Origin of the sequence: Lipingzhangella halophila, from assembly GCF_014203805.1 — a bacterium.
Classification (GTDB): domain Bacteria; phylum Actinomycetota; class Actinomycetes; order Streptosporangiales; family Streptosporangiaceae; genus Lipingzhangella; species Lipingzhangella halophila.
On the sequence record NZ_JACHJT010000001.1, the window covers coordinates 3,290,080 to 3,307,761 of the forward strand.

A 17,682-nucleotide genomic window follows, 5' to 3' on the forward strand; every position below is an offset into this window, starting at 1 on the left:
GGGCCGGGGCATCGGGGCGCTATGAGGCCGGACCCGCCGGTCCCCCGGGCCACCGGATCTCCGGGCCGGTCCGGTGGCCCGGTGACCCCGTATCGCGGAGTCCGGTAACCACGGGCTTCCCGCACCGGCTCGGGAGGGCCTGGGCCGTTATCCCCCGACCCCCTCCTGTTCGGCTTCGACCTCGCGGTTCCACTCGCTCTTGGCAGACTGCCAGCCGTCCTCGTTGAGCCCGAGACGCCAGTAGCCCGAGATGGAGAGCCGGTCCCGGGCAACGCCGCGCTCGGTGCGCAGCAGCCGCCGCAGCTCCTTGACGAACCCCGCCTCGCCGTGCACGAACGCCTGGACATCACCGGGCGGGAACTCCAGCGCGGCGACCGCGCGCACCAGCGGTCCGCCGACGCGCTCGGGCCCCTGGTGCAGCCAGGTGATCGACGCCTCGGCGGCGGTCTCCAGCTTCTGCTCCTCCTCGGGACCGCTGACCTCGATGAAGGCGTGGGCAAGAGCGCCCTGCGGCATCCGTTCCAAGGCTGCCGCGATGGCCGGCAGCGCGCTCGCGTCCCCGGCCAGCAGGTGCCAGTCCGCGCCCGGGTCGGGGGCGTAGCCGCCGCCGGGCCCGGAGAAGTAGAGGTCGTCGCCCGGCTGGGCGGCCGCGGCCCACGGGCCGGCCACCCCCTTGTCGCCGTGGTGGACGAAGTCGACCGTCAGCTCGCGCTCGCTGGCGTCCCAGTGGCGCACGGTGTAGGTGCGCATGACCGGCCACTGCTCGCGCGGCTGCTCCTCACGGATACGCTGCAACTCGAAGGGCTCGGGGTAGGCACCGCCGTCGGCGGGGAACAGCAGTTTGATGTAGTGGTCGGTGTACTCGTCTGCGGCGAAGCCCTCAAGGCCCGGGCCGCCCAGCACGACGCGGATCATGTGCGGGGTGAGCCACTCGACCCGCCGCACCTGGGCGCGCCTGACGCGCGGACTCCTGCGACCGGGTTGTTCGGCCATGGTGGTTGCCTCCTCGCCGTTGTTTCCAAGCCCCTGGGGGCGGCAAGGGCCGGGCCGCCCCCGCCGGGCGTCCGCAGCCCGCAGGAAAGCGGATGGCCTCAAGCGTCCCAGATCAGGACCGCGCCGCGGCGCCCGCGGTCGGGGGCGGTGCCACGCCCAGCCGCTCGGCGGCGGCGCTGACGTCGGCCCACACCTTCGCCCCCACGGGAACCCCCTGCGCACTGCGCTGCGCCTCGGTCGCCGCGCTGCGCTCACCGGGATAGTGCACCTCGCCGGTACCCTCCGCAGAAGGCAGGCCCTTCAGCACCTCCAGGGTGTGGCCGGCGGCCTCGGGGAAGCCGTCCCCATCCCCGAAGGCCGCCGGGTCGAGGGCGAGCAGCAGAGCGTTCTGCCGGTGGACTCTGCCGTCCGGATCGTCGCTGTGGAACGAGGAGAGGATGGGGGCCTGCACCAGGACGCTGGTGAGGAGCTCGAAGACCAGCGACATGCCGGCGCCCTTGGCTCCGCCGAGCGGCAGCGGCATTTTGGCGAGACCGGGGTCTGTGGTGGGGACGCCCTCGGCGGTGGCCGCTGCGCCCTCGGGCAGCGGCTCTCCACTGTTGCGGTACTGGGCGATCTTGCCCAGGGCGATCATGGCGGTCGCCATGTCCAGCAGCACGGGTGGGCGCCCTTGCGCGGGAACGGCGATCGACAATGGGCTTGTGGCGACGGCGGCGCCTTGCACACCCGGGTAGCCCATGTTGGGCATCCCGGCGACGAAGGCCAGACCGATCTGGCCTTCGGCGGCAATCCGGGATGTGTAATACCCGATGGCGCCGGTGTGCACGGTCCGGCGGACGGCGGCCGTGCCGACTCCGTTGGCTTTTGCCCTCTCGATCGCCTCGTCTGCTGCCTGGGTGAGAGCGACCGGACCGGGGGCGCGGACGGCTTCGGCGGGGATGCCGGCCTCCACGGCCTTGTCGACGTGGGCGTTCCAGGAGTACTGCGCGTCCCAGTGCCGTGCCGCCACCAGCAGCGACAGCTCTCGCGGGTGCGGCCGCGGCACTAGGCTCGGGGAGCGCAGAAGCCCGGAAGAGGAGGACTCGGTGACCGTCATCATCAATGCGTCCGCAGTGGCCACTCTCGATCGCGGCGGTGCGATCGCCACCACGCCGCTGGTCACCAAGGTGTCTGCCGCCGGCGAGAACCGGATCACCAGTGGGATGAGCGTCTATCCGCCGGGAACCGGCGCGCCGATGCATTCGCACAACTGCGACGAGCACGTCACCGTTCTCGAAGGCGAGGCCGAGGTCGTCGCGGAGGGGTCCACGACCCGGCTCGGCCGTTTCGACACCACCTACATCCCCTCCCCCGTTCCGCACCTGTTCCGCAACGTCGGGGACTCCCCCTTGCGGATCCTGTGGGTCTACACCTCCCAGACGGTGACGCGCACCTTCACCGAGACCGGAGAGACCGTGGAACACCTTTCCGCGGAGGACCAGATGGGCAGCGGATAAGGCGCCCCCAGCCGGCGGCCCGGACCGGCAGCGGGGCCAGTCCACCGCCGCCGGTCCGGGCAGACGCGGGATCCGGACGCTATCGCTCGCTCTCCGGACCGGGAGCGGTTCGTCGCGCGGGCCGCGGCCCTGATCGGGGGTGAGCCGCAGCGGGAGGGCGCTCAAGCGGTTGGTCCGGATCGCCGTGCTCGCGTTGGAGGAACCCACCGGAACCGGTCAGCGGACTCGTGCTCATCTCGCCGGCCGGACTCCACCCGATAGCGGAGACGACCAGGGCGCGATTCGGGTCACTCCCCGTTCGGTGGGGCGAAGGCGACGACCGTCCCCGAGGCGTCTCGCGACTGCATGGCGACCGTCAGTTCGGGAAAGGCTTTCACTGTGACGTCCCCGCCTTGGCCGCCCAGGTCGATCTCCTCGGTTTCACCAGTGGGGCCGTGCACGGTGGTGAGCACACCGTCCTCGGTCGTGTAGAAGTGGTCGTCCTGGACGTTCCTCCCGCCGCCCCCCATCGGAACCGAGACACGCTCCCTCCAGACAATCGACCCGTCGTCCACGCTGACCCCCGCATACGGTGATCCTTCGGCGGCGAAATCATAGGCGCCTATGACTCCACCGAACTCTGTGGAGACTGACCCAAAGCCCTCGCTCCCGAGGGCGATCTGGAACCCCTCGTCCGTGTCGTTGAAGCTGTTGTGCCGCCACAGTTCGTCACCCTCTGGCCCCAAGGCCACCAGGTCGGTCGTTAGGTCTGCGGTCCCGTCGACGGACGCATCGACAGAGGCGGCAACAATGTCCTCGCCCAGGGCCACATCCGCCACGGCTGGGACGGCATCCATAGCCGCTTCCTGGTCCCTACCGCTCTCGGCCCACGAGTCGGGAAGGGCGAACTCGTGCTCGAAAAGCAGGGACCCGTCACTCGCGTCGAACACGGCCATGCGCGGTCCGAACCAGGCAACGAACCGGCCGTGTCCCAACGCCGCCTGCCACGGAGCATCGGCCCCTGCCTCGTCTGGTGCCTGCTGCCACGCCACATCGGCGAACCCGGTCCGTTCGTCATCGAACTCGGCGACCACCTCCCCCGACGCCGTGTCGTGGAGACGCCACACATCATCGCTGACCGCCGCAAAACGCTCAGGTGTGGCCATGTCGTCCAGCAAAGGCCCGGCCTCGGGGATGCACCACTGCTGGCGCCCCGTCGCCACATCCACCGCCACATGCGGAGAATCGCCGCACCTGTTGGGGGGAAGATCCTCACCACTCGGACGCAGCACCAAGGTCTCACCGAGCAGGTGCAGCACATCCGCATAGGTGGTGGGGGAGAGCAGGTCGGACGCCGTGCCGTAGCCGAACGGTTCCTGGTCACCGCAGTCCAGCGTCCACAACACCTCGCCACTGGGCGCGTCGTAGACCGCCAGCGCCCCCTGATCCCAGACCGCCGTGTGCTCGGCGTCGCCGGTTGCCACACCCCACCGGGGCACCTCCCACAGGGCACTCCCAAGGGAGGCGCTGCCGTCGTGGCGTGCGGCCACCGTGGACAATCCGGGATTGCCGTTGGTACCGACCGGATCGGCATCCGGCCACGCCTCGTTCTCCCCCTGGCTCCGCCGGGGTTCGTCACAGACCACCGGTGTTGCGAAGTCGTGCCACGCCACCGGCGTCAACAGTACGGCTACCAGCAGCAGTGCCGCACCCAGAGTCGGCACCACGCCGAGGCGGTGGGGGAGGCGGCCCGCCTGGAGTATCGGTGACAGACTCCGATGGCTCAGCCCCCGCCACATGACCCGTGCGTAGAAGTAGCCGCAGACCACGAGGACTCCGACGCCGAAGGCGACCTGCCCCCACATGCCCCAGGAGCCGAACAGGGCACCGGAAAGCACAGCTCCCTCGCACACCACCAGGCCCCGGGTGGACACCCGAGGTCCCCACGCCCTGGCGGCCGCGATGAGGACCGCGACGAACACGGCCACCATGCCCAGGACCAATGAGAGGTGGGAGACCCAGGGCAGGATCAATACGGCAAACGTCACCCCGCAGAAAACCGCGATCGCGGTCAGAGCCCAGAAAGCGATCGCGAGCGTCACCGAGCGACCGTGAGTCGGCGGGACGGACGTGAAGAACGACGGGGAGTTCGCGGCGCCTGAAGGGGGTCCATGGGGGGATATTGGCACAGCGGGCCATGCCGCGCGACGCACACCACGAGTGGCCACCGCAGGCCGACACACGACGCCGGGGCCGCCCGGGAAGCACTCACCGCCTTCGGTGCCACCGAGCACGGCCGATGCCACCCCCATGCCGTCACCGGCGACCTCCGCGGCCTCGTTCTCGCGCGCCCGCACCAGCCGAGCGAAGGCCCCGAGCAGCAGAGAGGAGTCGACGACCAGCGCCCGTACCCGCTCGCCGGGCGGCGCGGCGCTCAACCGGTTGGTCCGGACCGCGAGCGGTCATCCTGACTCTTCGGCAGGCCGAACGCCTGATCGGTCCGGATGTAGCCGCCCCCGAGCCGCCCCAGAGCCCGCAGGGCCAGGTTGTCGACCCGCCCGCGATCGTCCAGTACCGCAGGATCCATGTGGTAGCAGGCGACCCGCCCGATCACCATGGTGTCGGTCCCCAGACGCAGCATCCGCTCCAGTCGGCACTCCACCGCGGCCGGCGTCTCCGCCACGCGTGAAGCGGCCACAAGGTGCGAGGGGGCCGCGGTGAGGCCGGCGATGGCGAACTCGTCGGCTGCGCCTTCGCCGACATCGGCGGACACCCGCATCGCGTTTCCGAGTTGCTCCGGTACCACGTTGACCACGAACTCCCCGGTCTCGCGGATGTTGGCCAGCGTGTCCTTCTCGGCTCCGCTGTCGTGCGGCTCGATGGTGATGGTGAGCATCTGCGGGCATGTCGAGGCGACGGTGAAGAAGCTGAATGGGGCCAGGTTGGGTACCCCCGAACGGCTCACCGTGGACGTCCAGGCGATCGGTCGCGGTACGACACTGCCGATGAGGAGTTTCCGGGCTGCCGGGGCAGGCATCTCCGCGGGATCAAGCACCAGATGGGCCACTACTGCTCCTCGACGCTGGTGTGGCGGGTCTCGACGCCCCATGCGCGGAACAGGCGTTCGGCCACCGGAACGGCCACGATGGCGGTGAGGATGCCCTGGACCGGCGGCAGTCCGATCGCGAGCTGGTCGCTGACGAAGGCCACTACTGTTCCCAGTACGTAGGCGGACAGGCAGCTCCAGCGCACCGCGAGAAACCGGGTGCGGGAGAGTTTCCGCAGGGAGCCGCGCCAGACGAACAGGTGGTCACCGATGATCACGCCGCCCAGCGGGGGGATGAAGATGCCGAGCAGCAGCAGGTACTGCGGAAGGGCCTCGTAGATTCCGGTGAGCGCCAGCAGGATGGCGACGGCGATGCCGGCGATGATGAACGGCCGTTTGCTGGCCAGGCCGAACATTTCCGCCCCCGCCACTCCGAACGCGTAGGCGGTCGTCTCCTGGGTCGTCCACACGTTGAAGAACAGCAGCGTCACCGCGGCCAGTACCAGGTTGAGCTGGAGCAGCACCACAACGAAGTCGCCGGCCTGGAAGGCGATCGCGCCGACGGCGCCGAACACCAGCATGAGCAGATTTCCGATGAGGAAGGCGCCGAGAGCCGCCACGAACGCCTGCCATGGGAGCCGGGCGAACCGGCTCCAGTTAGGGGTCTGCGTTCCTCCGCTGACGAAGGTCCCCACCACGATCGTCACTGCGGTCGCCCAGGGCATCGACTCCTCGGGAGCGACCTCGGCGAGTCCGCCCCACCCGCCGACCGCGTCGAGAGCCTGGAAGACGACCCAGCAGCACAGCGCGAGCATCAGCGGTACCGACAGGCCGCTCAGGACCTCCAGACCGCGGAACCCGTAGTAGGCCGTGATTCCGGTGAGGACGGAGCTGAGCACGATCACGACCCACGTGTAGCCCTCCAGACCGAACGCCTGAACCAGGAGTTCGGAGATGAAGACCGCCGTCACGGCGTACCAGCACACCTGGGTGCCTCCGAGGAGGACGCTCGCCCACTTCGCGCCGTAGCGGCCGAGCGTATAGCGCGCCAGCAGGACCGTGGTGAGCCCGGTGCGGGCACCGATCACGGCCAGGAACGCCACGTAGAGACCGAGGATCGTACTGCCCACGATGAGGACCGCCAGGAGGTCCTCCCAGTAGAACGCCGTGGAGATGCGGGCGCCGGCGAGCATGGTCGGCGTGAAGAACACGAAGCCGAGCAGCACCGTCAGCAAGGAGAGGAAACCGCGGCGGGCCCGGAGGGGGACCTCGGTCAGGGGATAGTCATCCGACGCGACCGTTTCGGCACGCTCGGACGGTTGTGTGCGGGTGGTGGACATGTGGGTTCCTTGGGATGCGCCGAAGGTGGGGTGTGTCACGCTTCAAGCGAAGCAACATCCCGCCCCGCACAAGGATGGAGAAAGCTCTAGAGAATCACCGATCTCGATGTGTATATTCACAACGTGCTCACCATTCGTTCGCTGCTTTTCGACCGCTCACTGGGACTGCGGCTGCTTGTCGGTGGGGCCGGGGAGGTTGACGACCTCTCCTTCCGCTGGGTGCACAACACCGAGCTCCCCGACCCCTCGCCGTATGTGCGTCCGCACGAGCTCGTGATGACCAACGGGCTGTGGTTGGAGAGCGGGGGGTCGGTCGACGTGTTCGTGGGGGCTGTCAAGGACGCCGGAGCGGCCGGCATCGTCTTCGGGCTGCGGAGGGAGATCCCGAACACGCCCGCGGAGCTGATCGAGGCCTGCCGCACGGAGGGAATGCCTCTCCTGGAGTTGGCCGTGTCCGTGCCGTTCACCGCGGTCTCGCAAGCGGCCGCGGACCGCTACGCCGAACAGCGCCAACAGGACCTCATCGGCACGGTCGAGCGCGGCAACGCGCTCGTGTCCGCGGTATCACGCGGTGGAGGTATGGCCGGTGTGCTGGAGGTGCTCCGCCGCGACCACCCTCTACTGCGCCTGGCGGTGGTCGACCGCTTCGGACGCTGCCCGGCCGCCGCTGGGGCGGAGTTGGCCCCCGAAGAGCTGCGCTCGGTGGCGGCGTCCCTCAGGCGGCACCCGCCCCCGCTAGAGGTGGAGCTCCGGGACCCGGGGACGGCGAGCCTCTTCCTCATCGATACGCTCGGCGGCCGCGGGGGCGCCGGTGGTGCCCTGGTGTGCCTGCGGGCCTCCCGCGACCTCGACGACAGCGAACGCGAGGCCCTGGAACAGGCGGCACGCTTTCTCAGCCTGGAAGCGGCCCGTACCCAGCTCGCGCAGACGATCGAGCTGCGTTTCGCGAGCGAGCTTCTCGACATGATCACCTCAGGCGCGCGCGAGGTTCACGAGATCACGAACCGCATCATGGCCTTCGGTATCGACGCCCAGAGCCGGATGGCCGTATGCGCGCTGGCGCCGACCTCGTCGGAGACCGAGCCCTCCACCGGGTTGGCCGAGCTGATCGGCGGCTTCTTCACCGCGGAAGCACTGCCCGTGGTGGTTGCCGAGAGCGGCCAGGACGTCGTCACCATCTTTCCGTGGCTTCGCTCCGGCGAAGCGCTCAAGAGCTTCGCCGAACGCCTCATCGATTCGGTCGGCGCGCAGTCGAACCACCGTCTCGTCGCGGGCATCGGCGATATCGCCGCGAACGCCGGGGAACTGCGCACTCCCTTGGTGGAAGCGCGCGAGGCGTGCCGGGTCCTGCGTATGCGCGCCAAAGGGCCCCGGGTGGCCGATTTCGGGGACCTCAACATGTACCAACGGCTGCTGGGGCAGCATTCGGCCGAGGTGCTGCGCGGGTTCGCCGCCGATGTTCTGGGGCCGATCCGGACCTATGACCGCGACCGCGGCAGCGGGCTCGAGGCAACGGTACAAACGTTCCTGGAGCGGGACGGGCACTGGGCGGGGGCCGCCGCCGCGCTCAACGTGCACGTCAACACACTGCGCAACCGCCTGGCCCGGGTCACGGAGCTGACGGGGCGCGACGTCTCACGCACCGAAGACCGGGTGGACCTGTTCCTGGCTCTGAAGGCGGATTCGTTGTCGCGGGGTCGGTGAAACCCGTCTCACCGACCCCGCTGGCCAGGCGTTGTCACGGATCCGGGTAGGCGGTGGCGTCGACGGCGGGGAGATCCGGTGCGTGGGAGGTGAGGTCCGCGTCCGCGGCGGCCGACCGAGCGACGTCCGCGCAGCGCGCGAAACGCACGTCACCGCATTCCAGTGCGTGCTCGATGAGCCGGCGCAGAGCCAGCGCCCTGCTCGGGCGCCCGGAGAGGAACGGGTGGCTGGTCAGGTTGAACAGGCAGCCGTAATGGCGCATCGCGTCCAGCTCCGCCTTCCACATCCCCAGCACCTTCTCGGGACTCTCGATCACCGATCCGACAACGGGGTCGGGGAGGAACGCGTACTGCTCCCAGTCGTCCAGCGACCAGTGAACGGGAAGCTCGATCACTTCCCCGGCCTCCGTCGGGATCCGGTACGGCCGGTCGTCGGCCATGAACGAGGAGTCGTAGACGAGACCGTGTTCGGCCACGAGTCCCGTCGTGTACCGGCTCGCTCCCCACAGCGCGGCCCGGTGCCCGTGGACCCCGACGCCCTGGCTCTCGAAGACGTCCAGGGCACGCTCGAAGTCAGCGCGCTCCTGCGTCGGGGTCATCGATGTCGGGGGCCGGTGGCTGTAGGAATGATGGGCGACCTCGTGTCCCCGCTGCTGGACGGAACCCGCCAGGGCTGGGTAGTGCTCGGCGACCCAGCCGGGCACGAAGAAGGTCGCCGGTACGCCCATCTCGTCCAGCAAGTCCAACAGCCGGGGCACACCGACCCGCGGACCATACGCTTGGTGGCTCATCGTCGCGGCATGGTCGGCATAGCGCCGCCCATGGGCGAGAACGGCACTCTCCGCGTCCACGTCGAACGTCAGGAGTGCCACCGCGGCGGAACCGCCGCGCCAGTTCGTGCTCATCGTTTCCGGCTCCCGTCTCGCGTCCAGTACCTGACTACCCCGGGCCGTGCGGGGCTCAGTGCCGTTCGCCAGCGCTGGCCCAGCGGCGGGCGTTGCCGAGAGTCGCCATGGGATGCAGCATCTCGGGGGCGAACGCGTCCAGGTTCCGGCCCGCGGCGACCCGGTTCACCAGGTCAGGGTTGGCCAGGGCACCCCGTCCCAGCGCTACCAGGTCCGCATGCCCCTCTTCGAGCACCTGGTCCGCCACCGCCAGATCGTGCATGCCTCCATTGGCGATGACGGGTACACCGCTCACCCGCTTGGCGATACGGGTGATCGTGTCCCCGCTGTCCATGCGTGCCGAACCGTGCCAATCGCGGCCTTCACCGGCGACGTGCAGGTAATCGGCGCCGGCCTTGGCGAGGGCCGCGAAGATCTGTTCGGCGTCGCCGGCGCCTCCGGCCCACTTGTGCTCGAAGTCGTTCACCTTGGTCTGGGAGACGCGCACCCCCACCAGCGGCCCCGCCCCGATCCGGGATCTCACCGCGGACACGACCTCGCAGGTCAGGCGCACGCGGTTGAGTACGCTCCCGCCGTAGTGGTCCGCGCGCTGGTTGGTGTAGTCGGTGAGGAACTGGTCGAGTAGGTAGCCGTTGGCCGCGTGGATCTCAACGCCGTCGAACCCGGCCTGCCGCGCGTTGCCGGCAGCGTCCGCGAACCCCCGCACCACGGTGCCGATGTCGTCGTCGTCCATTTCCTTCGGGGTCTGCCACGGTCCTTCTCCGCCGTACTCGGGCATCATCCGGCCGCGAGGCGGTACGGGCGAGGGGCCGATGGTGTGGTCGCGGTGGGGGTTTCCTTGGGACAGCGCGCCGGCGTGCATGAGCTGCATGACGATACGCGCGCCCTCGGCCTGGACGGCGCCGGCGACCCGGGCCCATCCCGTGGTGTGCGCGCTCGTCACGGCACCCGGTTGGTTGAGGTAGCTCTGGCTGTGGCGGTCGTCGGTGTAGGTGCCCTCGGTGATGACCATGCCGAACCCGCCGCGGGCGAACGCCGTGTAGTAGTCGGCCATCTCGCGGTTGGGGACACCGTCCGCAGACGCCGAGACGCGGGTCATCGGCGCGACAGCGAAGCGGTTGGGAAGGTCCAGAGAGCCCGCCGTGACCGGCGCGAGACCGTGGTGGCGGTGGGAAGAAGCGTCAGGGGTCATGTCTCTCCTCGCTTTACGGAAGGGGAACTGGCGGGTTTCAGGAGTCCGCGGATCCAAGAGCCGGCTCTTGGATCCGGTGGTCGCGGATCTCGATGTCCAATCCGGTGGGGCGGCCGAGGTTGATCCCGACGAGATCCTGCGGGCAGGCGGAGACAACGACAACGCAGTCCAGCTCCGCCTCGAAAGTGACGGAGGCACCGGGCTCCGTCCCCGCCGGAAGCCATCTGAGCACGCCGTGTTCGTCCACGGGGATTCTCATGAACACGTTGATCGGCTGGGGGATGACCTCAGGGGTCTCCCCGACCGCCGCCGCGAGTGCGTCAGTGAGATTCTGCGCGCACGAGGCGTGGCCGGAATCGGCACCCAGGGCCGTGTAACGCGCGGGGTCGCACGCCGGTATGAGCATGTCGTGGTAGCCGGGCGACGTGTCGTCGACGAGGGTCAGGAGAGGGCGGCGCCGGTTGGTGACGAACCGCTCCCCTATGGCCGGGAACAGCCGGTTCACGTGCGCGCGCGTGTGCGCCGCACTGTGGTGCTCCCGGGTGTCTCCGAGGACGAAGGCGAAGACGTCACCGACCTGGCAACCTTCACGGTCGATGACGCGGACCTGTTGGCCGGCTCTGACCACGACCGCGCGTCCTTGCCGGGCGGGCACGGCGATGTGCTGTAGGGATCTCAGGGTCATGGCCCTAGTTCAGCAGCACCCGCACCGCACATCCATGGAGATTCCAACAGTTCTTTGCCCTATACATGGAGATATCTCCATGTATAGGGCTGTGGCGTCGGCGCTCCCATGAGGGTGGCTCCGGGCGGCGCCGCGCGGGGCTCGCTTCTCCGCCAGGTATGCGCGTCGTCGGCTGTGCGGAAAGCGAGCCGGCAGGCTGGTGAGGATCTCGGGGGGCGGATTCCGGGAGTGTCCAGCCGCGCGCGGTGCGATTGGGTCCGAGGCTGGCCAGGCCCGGAGGGGAACCCGGGGGCCGGCCCGGGACACGGGCGCCGCGCCCCGGTCGAACCGTCACCGCAGGAGGCCGCGCCGGGTCATCCAGTGGCAGTACAGGGCCAGGCCGAAGGTGAACGCGATAATCCCGCTGTCGAACAGCGACGTCGCGGGGCCGAAGACCTCCCAGCGCTCCATGAAGCCGAACGTGAACACGGCCAGGGCCAGCTGGGCGACGGCGGCGACCAGCGCGAGCCAGGTCGCCCAGCGCAGCCGCAGCAGGAGCAGGACCGGGGCGAGTACACCGGTGAAGATACCGATCGTCCAGAACACCCGTGGCAGGACCGGATAGTCGGAGAAGTACTCCAGGTGCGCCGGCCCGAAACCCTCCGATGCGAAGTAGTCCTCGTTGAGGTCGAGCACCATGAGGTAGTCGTACAGTCCAGCGGCATACAGCAGGAGGAAGAGCACCCCTACGAGCCACAGGTGCCATGGCGCCCTCCCGCGCCCGGTGGAGCCCGCAAGATCCGCCTTCGAATCCGCCATCCGTCTGCCCTTCTCCCCGCGCGCCCCGCGACCCGGCCACTGTCCGCGCGATATCCGACTACAGCCGGGATCCCGTGTCAAACTCCGGAGAAGCCCCGGTCCCGGCCGCGAGCCGCCGCACACAGGGGACGATGCCCGCCGGACGCGCGGCCGGCCGCGGGCGCACCACGCCACACCGGAGGAGCCGCTGGGTTCGGGCGCCGGTGGCCCCGAAGCCGCGGACGGTATCCGCGGCTTCGGGGACCGCTCCAGTCGGGCGCGCTCTCCACCGGCGCCGCGGCGGACGCGCCTTCCCCGCCGGCTCTGGCGACGTCGTCATCGCCGGGCGTGGGGGTCCGTCGGCTACTAGGGGCGCAGGCGCAGCGCGTCCATCCCCCCGTCCACGGGCAGGCAGGTCCCAACCGTGGACCGGTTGGCGGGGTCGGCGAGGTAGACCACGGCGCGCGCCACCTCATCCGCGCTGACCAGCCGGCCGTGGGGTTGGCGCGCTTCCAGCGCCGCACGTTCGGCGACCGGGTCCTCCGCCTCCTGCAGCAGCCGCTGGATCCACGGGGTGTCCGCGGTGCCGGGTGCCACGCAGTTGACGCGAACACCCTCACGCACGTGGTCGGCGGCCATCGCCTTGGTCATGGCCAGCACCGCCCCCTTGGTCGCCGAGTACAGCACCCGCTGCGGAAGCCCGGCCGTGGAGGCGATCGAGGCGGTGTTGGTGATCGACCCGGCGTCGGACTCCCGTAGATACGGCAGGGCGGCACGAGCGACGCGGGCCATCCCCACGACGTTCACGTTCAGCACCCGGAGCCACTCGTCGTCATCGTTGGCCGCGACATCGCCCTGCGCGCCGATACCGGCGTTGTTCACCACGGTGTCCACGCCTCCGAGAGCCTCGGCGGCGCTGCGCACCGCGTGCTCGACCGAGGCGCCGTCCGCGACGTCGCACTCCTGCCAATGATGGTCGTGGTCCGACCGGACGCGGTCCAGCACCGCCACCTTCGCCCCCTCACTGGCGAGCGCGTCCGCGACAGCGCGGCCGATACCGGAGGCTCCCCCGGTCACCACTGCCGCACGATCCGCGAAGCGTCCCGTCACCGCTGCTCCCCCCACTCCCGGTACTCCTGCCGCTGCCGCCCGAGGCCGTCGATCTCCACCTCGACGACGTCGCCGGGGCGCAGGTAGTCGAACCGTCCCGAGAGGGCCACGCCCTGCGGGGTACCGGTGGAGACGACGTCCCCCGGTTCGAGGCACATGTACTGTGACAGGTCGCGGACCAGCTCGGCACAGTCGAAGATCATGTCCGAGGTCCGCGAGTCCTGGCGCGGCTCGTCGTTGACCCATGAGCGGAGTCGCGCGTCGCCGGGGTCGAACTCGTCGGCGGTGGCGACCCACGGCCCAAGCGGCATGTAGCCGGGGCTGCACTTGCCCTTGCTCCACTGGCCACCGGACTCCTCGATCTGGAAGGCGCGTTCGGACAGGTCGTTGGCGAGCACGTAGCCACCGATGTGCCGGGCGGCTTCCGCGGCCGAGTCGCAGTAGGCGGCGCGGCTGCCGATGACGATGCCGAGTTCGACCTCCCAGTCGGTCTTCTGCGAGCCGCGCGCGATGGTGACGGTGTCGTTGGGGCCGGCGACCGTGTTCGGCGTCTTGAGGAACACGATCGGCCGTTCGGGGGGCTTGGCTCCCGACTCGGCGGCGTGCTGCGCGTAGTTCTGCCCGATGCAGATCACCGCGGACGGGGAGCACACCGGCGCGCCGAACCGGGAGTTGTCCTCGTGCCAGCGCTGGAGCGCGTTGCTGGCGATGAGCTCGCGGATCCGCTGCGGGCCGCCATCCGCCCAGAACCCGGGACCGAAGTCACCCACCGGCGACGCGTCCCAGATGACACCGTCGACCTCGGCGAGCGCGACCTCCCGGCCCGGCTCGCCCCGTCTCATCAGTTTCACACATCCTCCTCAAGCAGGCCGCGGGCCCGCAGATCGGCCCAGAACTCATCGGGAACGTCGTTCGTGCTCAGTGCGCGGTTCCGCGCCACGTGCTCGCGCGACCGCATCCCGGCGGTCACGTTGACCACCGCCGGGTGCCTTCGGGGAAAGGTGAGTGCGGCCCGCGGCAGGCTGACGCCGTGCTCGCGCGCCACCGACGCGAGCGCCCTGGCGCGCGCCACAACGTGTGGAGGCGCGGGTGCGTACTCGTACCAGGCGTCGGCCGGTGGTTCGTCCTGGGCGAGCAGGCCGGAGTTGAACACTCCCACGGCGACGACTCCGACGCCTCGCTCGCGGCAGGCGGACATCAACCCCACCGTTTCCTGTTCCAGCAGGGTGTAGCGTCCGGCGACCATGACGAGGTCGGGATCGGACGCGTCGACGAAACGCTTGATCATCGAGGGGTCCTTGGAGCCCACGCCCCACGCGGATATGACCCCCTCGTCACGTAGCTGGTCCAGTGCGGGCACCGCGCCGCGGATGGCCTCGTCGAACCTGTCGTCGGGCTCCTCGGGGTCATGGAGCCACACGATATCGACACGGTCCAGTCCGAGCCGTTCGAGGGACTCCGCCAGGCTCTTCCGGACACCGCCGGCGGAGAAGTCGCGCTCACGCGTCAGCGAGTCGGACACCGCGTACCCCTGGTCCAGGTCGGTACCGGTTGGTCGAGTGTTCGGCCGCAGGAGGCGCCCGACCTTGGTCGAGACGACGTAGCGTTCGCGGGGCCATCCGGTCAGCGCCCGGCCGAGCCGCTGTTCGGAGAGCCCGAGCCCGTAGTGGGGGGCGGTGTCGAAGTAGCGCAGGCCGTGCTCCCATGCGGCCGCCACAGCGTCGTGGCAGGTCTGCTCGTCGACTTCGCAACCGAGGTTGCCGAACTGGGCGGTGCCGAATCCCAACTGCCCGAAAGCGGAACCGATTCGCTCGGGCAGCCGGCTCGTGGCCGTGGGCGTCATCGCGTCCTCCGGTAGATCGCCGAGGCGTTGTCGTGGCCGACGCGGGGCCGGTCAGCGTCCGGCACGAGGCGCAACACCCGTTCGCACCAATCCTCCGGCGTCTGGCTGACCGGGCGATCGGTGCCGACGAGGCAGCGGCCGGCTCCGAAGGTCTCCAGCGCACGGCCCACTACGTCGTCGGTGGCGGAGTCGAGCTCAGCGTCGTCGCGGCATTCCGCGGCGAGCCCGGACAGCTTGCAGTGGACGTTGGGGAGTTCGGCGATCTTCGCGAGATCCGACCTCCAGCGCCGCATGGCCTCCCGGTCCCGGATCGGGGGCTTACCCATGTGGTCCAGGACCACGACCAGCTCTGGCACCCGGTCGAGCAGCCGGGTGAGCGCCGGCAGCTCGTGCGCGCGGACGCAGGCGTCAAAGGGCATGGCCCGGTCGGCGAGGAGCCGGAGCCCGCGGACCAAGCCCGGCGGCTCGAATGGGTGGCCGTCCTGGAGGAGCCGCCGGACGCCCACGACCCCGGTCATCTCCGCCAACCGGTCGAGCTCGTCCGCGGCCTGCGGGCCTTCCAGGGCGGCAGCCGCGACGATCCCGTGGACGCGCTCGTCCCGCCGGGCGAGCGCGAGAAGCCACTCGGTCTCCTGCCGCCTGTCGTCGGCGTCAGCCTCGACGAGCACGTAGCGGCGGTCCCCGGAGTCGCCGGGAATCGGCGCTCGTGCGGGCAGGCCAGCGGCGGCCAGCCAGCCGATACCGACCTCCGCGGTGTTCCAGGTGTGCAGATGGGCATCGATAATCAAGGGACACCGATCCTTAGCAAGAGATTCGCGTAGGGACGCGTTTCGCCCGTGGCCACCAGCATGCAGACGTCAGGGCGCCGGCATGCCGCGTAGAAGTCCGTCCGTTCCAGCCCCGACCAGGCGACCTCCTGGTCGCCGCCATGGCGGTGGGAGCCCAACAGGCCGCGGTACTCGCGCACCGGTTCCGACTCGCCCCCATCGGCGTCGGCCATGTAGACGGCCGCCTCGATATGGACGGTGTCGGCCACGACTTCGAGGACGTCACGCGCGGCCACGAGCCCCGGACGAAGGTTCAGATGGACGCGCGCGGCCGGGGCCGGTACCCCCGTCGAGTGCGGATACAGCGCGTCGGCGATGAGAACCTGCGCCCCGTGGCCGGCCGCGGCCAGTCCCGCGAGGATCTCGGGATGCAGCAGGCGATAGGTGATCATGCGGAGGCGCCCGCACGCCGGCGTTTCCACTCCGCGCCGTCGGGCCACTCCCACGACGCGAGGGACTGCGGTTTCATCTCCGCGGAGTAGCCGGGCGCCGTGGGCAGCATGTAGGCACCGTCGCGGACGACGCAGGGATCGGCGAAGTGTTCGTGCAGGTGGTCCACGTACTCGGCGACCCTGCCCTCGACGTGGCCCGAGACCGCTATGTGGTCGACCATCACCAGGTGGCTGACGAGTTCGCAGAGCCCCACCCCGCCGGCATGGGGGCACACCGGCTTGCCGAACTTGCTGGCCGCCAGCAGGACCGGGATGATCTCGTTGACACTGGCCAGGCGGCAGGAGTCGATCTGGACGAAGTCCACGGCGTCGGCCTGCAGCAGCTGCTTGAAGAGCACGCGGTTCATGCCGTGCTCGCCGGTGGCCACCCCGACCCCGTGCGGGCGCACCCCGTCGGCGATGGTGCGGTGGCCGAGCACGTCGTCGGGACTCGTGGGCTCCTCGATCCACAGCAGGTCGTGGTGTCTGAGCGCTTGAACCCGCTCGATCGCCTCGGGCACTTCCCACATCTGGTTGGCGTCGATCATCAGGTGTGTGTCCGGGCCGATCGCGGCACGGGCGATGGCGAGCCTGCGCTCGTCGTCCGCGGCGTCCGCGCCGACCTTGAGCTTGACGTGCCGGTAGCCGCCGGCGACGGCCTCACGGCACAGGCGGTCGAGCTTCTCGTCGGAGTAGCCCAGCCACCCGGGCGAGGTCGTGTAGCACGGGAAGCCGTCCCGGCTGAGCTGCTTGACGCGCTCAGCATGGTGGGGGCGCTGGTCCTGGAGCATTCCGACGGCTTCCTCAGCGGTGAGCACGTCGGAGAGGTAGGTCAGGTCCAGCGCGTCGACGAGCTCCGCCGGTTCCATGTCGCAGAGCAGCTGCCACAGGGGGACGCCGGCACGGCGTGCCGCGAGGTCCCACACCGCGTTCAGGACCGCGGCACGCGCCAGGTGCACCACGCCCTTGTCGGGACCGAGCCAGCGCATCTGGGAGTCGGCGGCCAGCTCCCGGTAGATCCGGCCGGGGTGCTCGCACAGCTCCGCCGCATCGCGTCCGACCAGGCGCGAGGCCAGGGCCTTGATGGCCATGAGGCAGACCTCGTTACCGCGGCCGATGGTGAAGGCGAACCCGCAGCCGTACAGCGATTCGTCGCTGGTCACGAGGCGAAGGTAGGCGGCCGAGTAGTCGGCGTCCTTGTTCATCGCATCGGAGCCGTCAAGGTTCTCCGATGTGGGGAAGCGGACGTCAACCAGGTTGACCGAGGTGATGACGCTCACTACCGAGCCTCCTAATTCATCTGATGTATTTCCAGTCTAGACTAGAGCCTGACCCCGGACCGCCGTTGTCCGGAT

At 69.8% G+C, this 17,682-nt stretch carries 17 protein-coding genes; 2 read left to right on the forward strand and 15 right to left on the reverse strand.

Annotated elements, in window-relative coordinates:
- Nucleotides 1-147: 147 nt before the first annotated feature.
- A complete protein-coding gene (locus tag F4561_RS15205; RefSeq protein ID WP_184579641.1) occupies nucleotides 148-993 on the reverse strand; it encodes a siderophore-interacting protein in 846 nt (281 codons plus the stop codon).
- A gap of 112 nt (nucleotides 994-1,105) precedes the next feature.
- Complete coding sequence (locus tag F4561_RS15210; protein WP_184579643.1) at nucleotides 1,106-2,092, reverse strand: Ldh family oxidoreductase; 987 nt, start codon at nucleotides 2,090-2,092, stop codon at nucleotides 1,106-1,108.
- On the opposite strand from F4561_RS15210, the gene F4561_RS32585 reads away from it, so the two are divergent.
- Nucleotides 2,079-2,489: a cupin domain-containing protein gene (locus F4561_RS32585; protein ID WP_184579645.1), complete on the forward strand. Its 411-nt coding sequence runs from the start codon at nucleotides 2,079-2,081 to the stop codon at nucleotides 2,487-2,489. The two genes, F4561_RS15210 and F4561_RS32585, sit on opposite strands and share 14 nt — an antisense overlap.
- Before the next feature lie 287 nt (nucleotides 2,490-2,776).
- Here the strand turns inward: F4561_RS32585 and F4561_RS15220 are convergent, their stop codons facing one another.
- From F4561_RS15220 to codB, 3 genes are read right to left on the reverse strand one after another with little or no spacing between them, the layout of a single operon-like run.
- Nucleotides 2,777-4,906, reverse strand: a complete 2,130-nt coding sequence (locus tag F4561_RS15220; protein WP_184579647.1) for an outer membrane protein assembly factor BamB family protein — start codon at nucleotides 4,904-4,906, stop codon at nucleotides 2,777-2,779.
- A complete protein-coding gene (locus F4561_RS15225; protein ID WP_312885286.1) occupies nucleotides 4,903-5,535 on the reverse strand; it encodes a flavin reductase family protein in 633 nt (210 codons plus the stop codon). The genes F4561_RS15220 and F4561_RS15225 overlap by 4 nt, the downstream gene beginning before the upstream one ends.
- Nucleotides 5,535-6,854 (reverse strand): cytosine permease, encoded by a 1,320-nt coding sequence (codB, locus tag F4561_RS15230; protein ID WP_184579649.1) that lies wholly within the window; start codon nucleotides 6,852-6,854, stop codon nucleotides 5,535-5,537. The genes F4561_RS15225 and codB overlap by 1 nt, the downstream gene beginning before the upstream one ends.
- Before the next feature lie 123 nt (nucleotides 6,855-6,977).
- Between codB and F4561_RS15235 the strand changes: the two genes are divergently transcribed.
- Nucleotides 6,978-8,558, forward strand: a complete 1,581-nt coding sequence (locus tag F4561_RS15235) for a PucR family transcriptional regulator (RefSeq protein WP_184579651.1) — start codon at nucleotides 6,978-6,980, stop codon at nucleotides 8,556-8,558.
- Nucleotides 8,559-8,592: 34 nt separating this feature from the next.
- Here F4561_RS15235 and F4561_RS15240 read toward each other — a convergent pair whose 3' ends face one another.
- The 10 genes from F4561_RS15240 to F4561_RS15280 all read right to left on the reverse strand — a co-directional run bounded on the left by F4561_RS15240 (nucleotide 8,593) and on the right by F4561_RS15280 (nucleotide 17,607).
- On the reverse strand, nucleotides 8,593-9,462 hold the full coding sequence (locus F4561_RS15240) for a polysaccharide deacetylase family protein (RefSeq protein WP_184579653.1): 870 nt from the start codon (nucleotides 9,460-9,462) through the stop codon (nucleotides 8,593-8,595).
- A gap of 55 nt (nucleotides 9,463-9,517) precedes the next feature.
- The gene (locus F4561_RS15245; RefSeq protein WP_184579655.1) at nucleotides 9,518-10,654 is read right to left on the reverse strand and encodes an oxidoreductase; all 1,137 of its coding nucleotides are present in this window, start codon (nucleotides 10,652-10,654) and stop codon (nucleotides 9,518-9,520) included.
- Nucleotides 10,655-10,691: 37 nt separating this feature from the next.
- A complete protein-coding gene (locus tag F4561_RS15250) occupies nucleotides 10,692-11,339 on the reverse strand; it encodes a DUF1989 domain-containing protein (RefSeq protein ID WP_184579657.1) in 648 nt (215 codons plus the stop codon).
- A gap of 330 nt (nucleotides 11,340-11,669) precedes the next feature.
- The gene (locus F4561_RS15255; RefSeq protein WP_184579659.1) at nucleotides 11,670-12,137 is read right to left on the reverse strand and encodes a hypothetical protein; all 468 of its coding nucleotides are present in this window, start codon (nucleotides 12,135-12,137) and stop codon (nucleotides 11,670-11,672) included.
- Between the two features lie 345 nt (nucleotides 12,138-12,482).
- Nucleotides 12,483-13,226 carry an SDR family NAD(P)-dependent oxidoreductase gene (locus F4561_RS15260; RefSeq protein ID WP_312885287.1) on the reverse strand — a complete coding sequence of 248 codons (744 nt, stop codon included), beginning with the start codon at nucleotides 13,224-13,226 and terminating at the stop codon, nucleotides 12,483-12,485.
- Complete coding sequence (locus F4561_RS32040; protein ID WP_221446024.1) at nucleotides 13,223-14,068, reverse strand: fumarylacetoacetate hydrolase family protein; 846 nt, start codon at nucleotides 14,066-14,068, stop codon at nucleotides 13,223-13,225. Before F4561_RS32040 ends, F4561_RS15260 begins: the two co-directional genes overlap by 4 nt.
- Nucleotides 14,069-14,073: 5 nt before the next feature.
- Entirely contained in the window at nucleotides 14,074-15,069 is a 996-nt protein-coding gene (locus F4561_RS15265) for an aldo/keto reductase (RefSeq protein WP_184579663.1), read from the reverse strand.
- A complete protein-coding gene (locus tag F4561_RS15270) occupies nucleotides 15,066-15,857 on the reverse strand; it encodes an amidohydrolase family protein (RefSeq protein WP_184579665.1) in 792 nt (263 codons plus the stop codon). Before F4561_RS15270 ends, F4561_RS15265 begins: the two co-directional genes overlap by 4 nt.
- Nucleotides 15,854-16,288, reverse strand: a complete 435-nt coding sequence (locus F4561_RS15275; RefSeq protein WP_184579667.1) for an RbsD/FucU domain-containing protein — start codon at nucleotides 16,286-16,288, stop codon at nucleotides 15,854-15,856. The genes F4561_RS15270 and F4561_RS15275 overlap by 4 nt, the downstream gene beginning before the upstream one ends.
- Complete coding sequence (locus tag F4561_RS15280; protein ID WP_184579669.1) at nucleotides 16,285-17,607, reverse strand: enolase C-terminal domain-like protein; 1,323 nt, start codon at nucleotides 17,605-17,607, stop codon at nucleotides 16,285-16,287. Before F4561_RS15280 ends, F4561_RS15275 begins: the two co-directional genes overlap by 4 nt.
- Nucleotides 17,608-17,682 lie beyond the last annotated feature (75 nt).

What these genes read in the sequence shown, in the direction of transcription:
- F4561_RS15245 (WP_184579655.1), bottom strand. Translation starts at nt 10,654, where the DNA reads ATGACCCCTGACGCTTCTTCCCACCGCCACCACGGTCTCGCGCCGGTC.
- F4561_RS15275 (WP_184579667.1), bottom strand. Translation starts at nt 16,288, where the DNA reads ATGATCACCTATCGCCTGCTGCATCCCGAGATCCTCGCGGGACTGGCC.
- F4561_RS15250 (WP_184579657.1), bottom strand. Translation starts at nt 11,339, where the DNA reads ATGACCCTGAGATCCCTACAGCACATCGCCGTGCCCGCCCGGCAAGGA.
- F4561_RS15240 (WP_184579653.1), bottom strand. Translation starts at nt 9,462, where the DNA reads ATGAGCACGAACTGGCGCGGCGGTTCCGCCGCGGTGGCACTCCTGACG.
- F4561_RS15265 (WP_184579663.1), bottom strand. Translation starts at nt 15,069, where the DNA reads ATGACGCCCACGGCCACGAGCCGGCTGCCCGAGCGAATCGGTTCCGCT.
- F4561_RS15210 (WP_184579643.1), bottom strand. Translation starts at nt 2,092, where the DNA reads ATGATGACGGTCACCGAGTCCTCCTCTTCCGGGCTTCTGCGCTCCCCG.
- F4561_RS32040 (WP_221446024.1), bottom strand. Translation starts at nt 14,068, where the DNA reads ATGAGACGGGGCGAGCCGGGCCGGGAGGTCGCGCTCGCCGAGGTCGAC.
- F4561_RS15255 (WP_184579659.1), bottom strand. Translation starts at nt 12,137, where the DNA reads ATGGCGGATTCGAAGGCGGATCTTGCGGGCTCCACCGGGCGCGGGAGG.
- F4561_RS15205 (WP_184579641.1), bottom strand. Translation starts at nt 993, where the DNA reads ATGGCCGAACAACCCGGTCGCAGGAGTCCGCGCGTCAGGCGCGCCCAG.
- codB (WP_184579649.1), bottom strand. Translation starts at nt 6,854, where the DNA reads ATGTCCACCACCCGCACACAACCGTCCGAGCGTGCCGAAACGGTCGCG.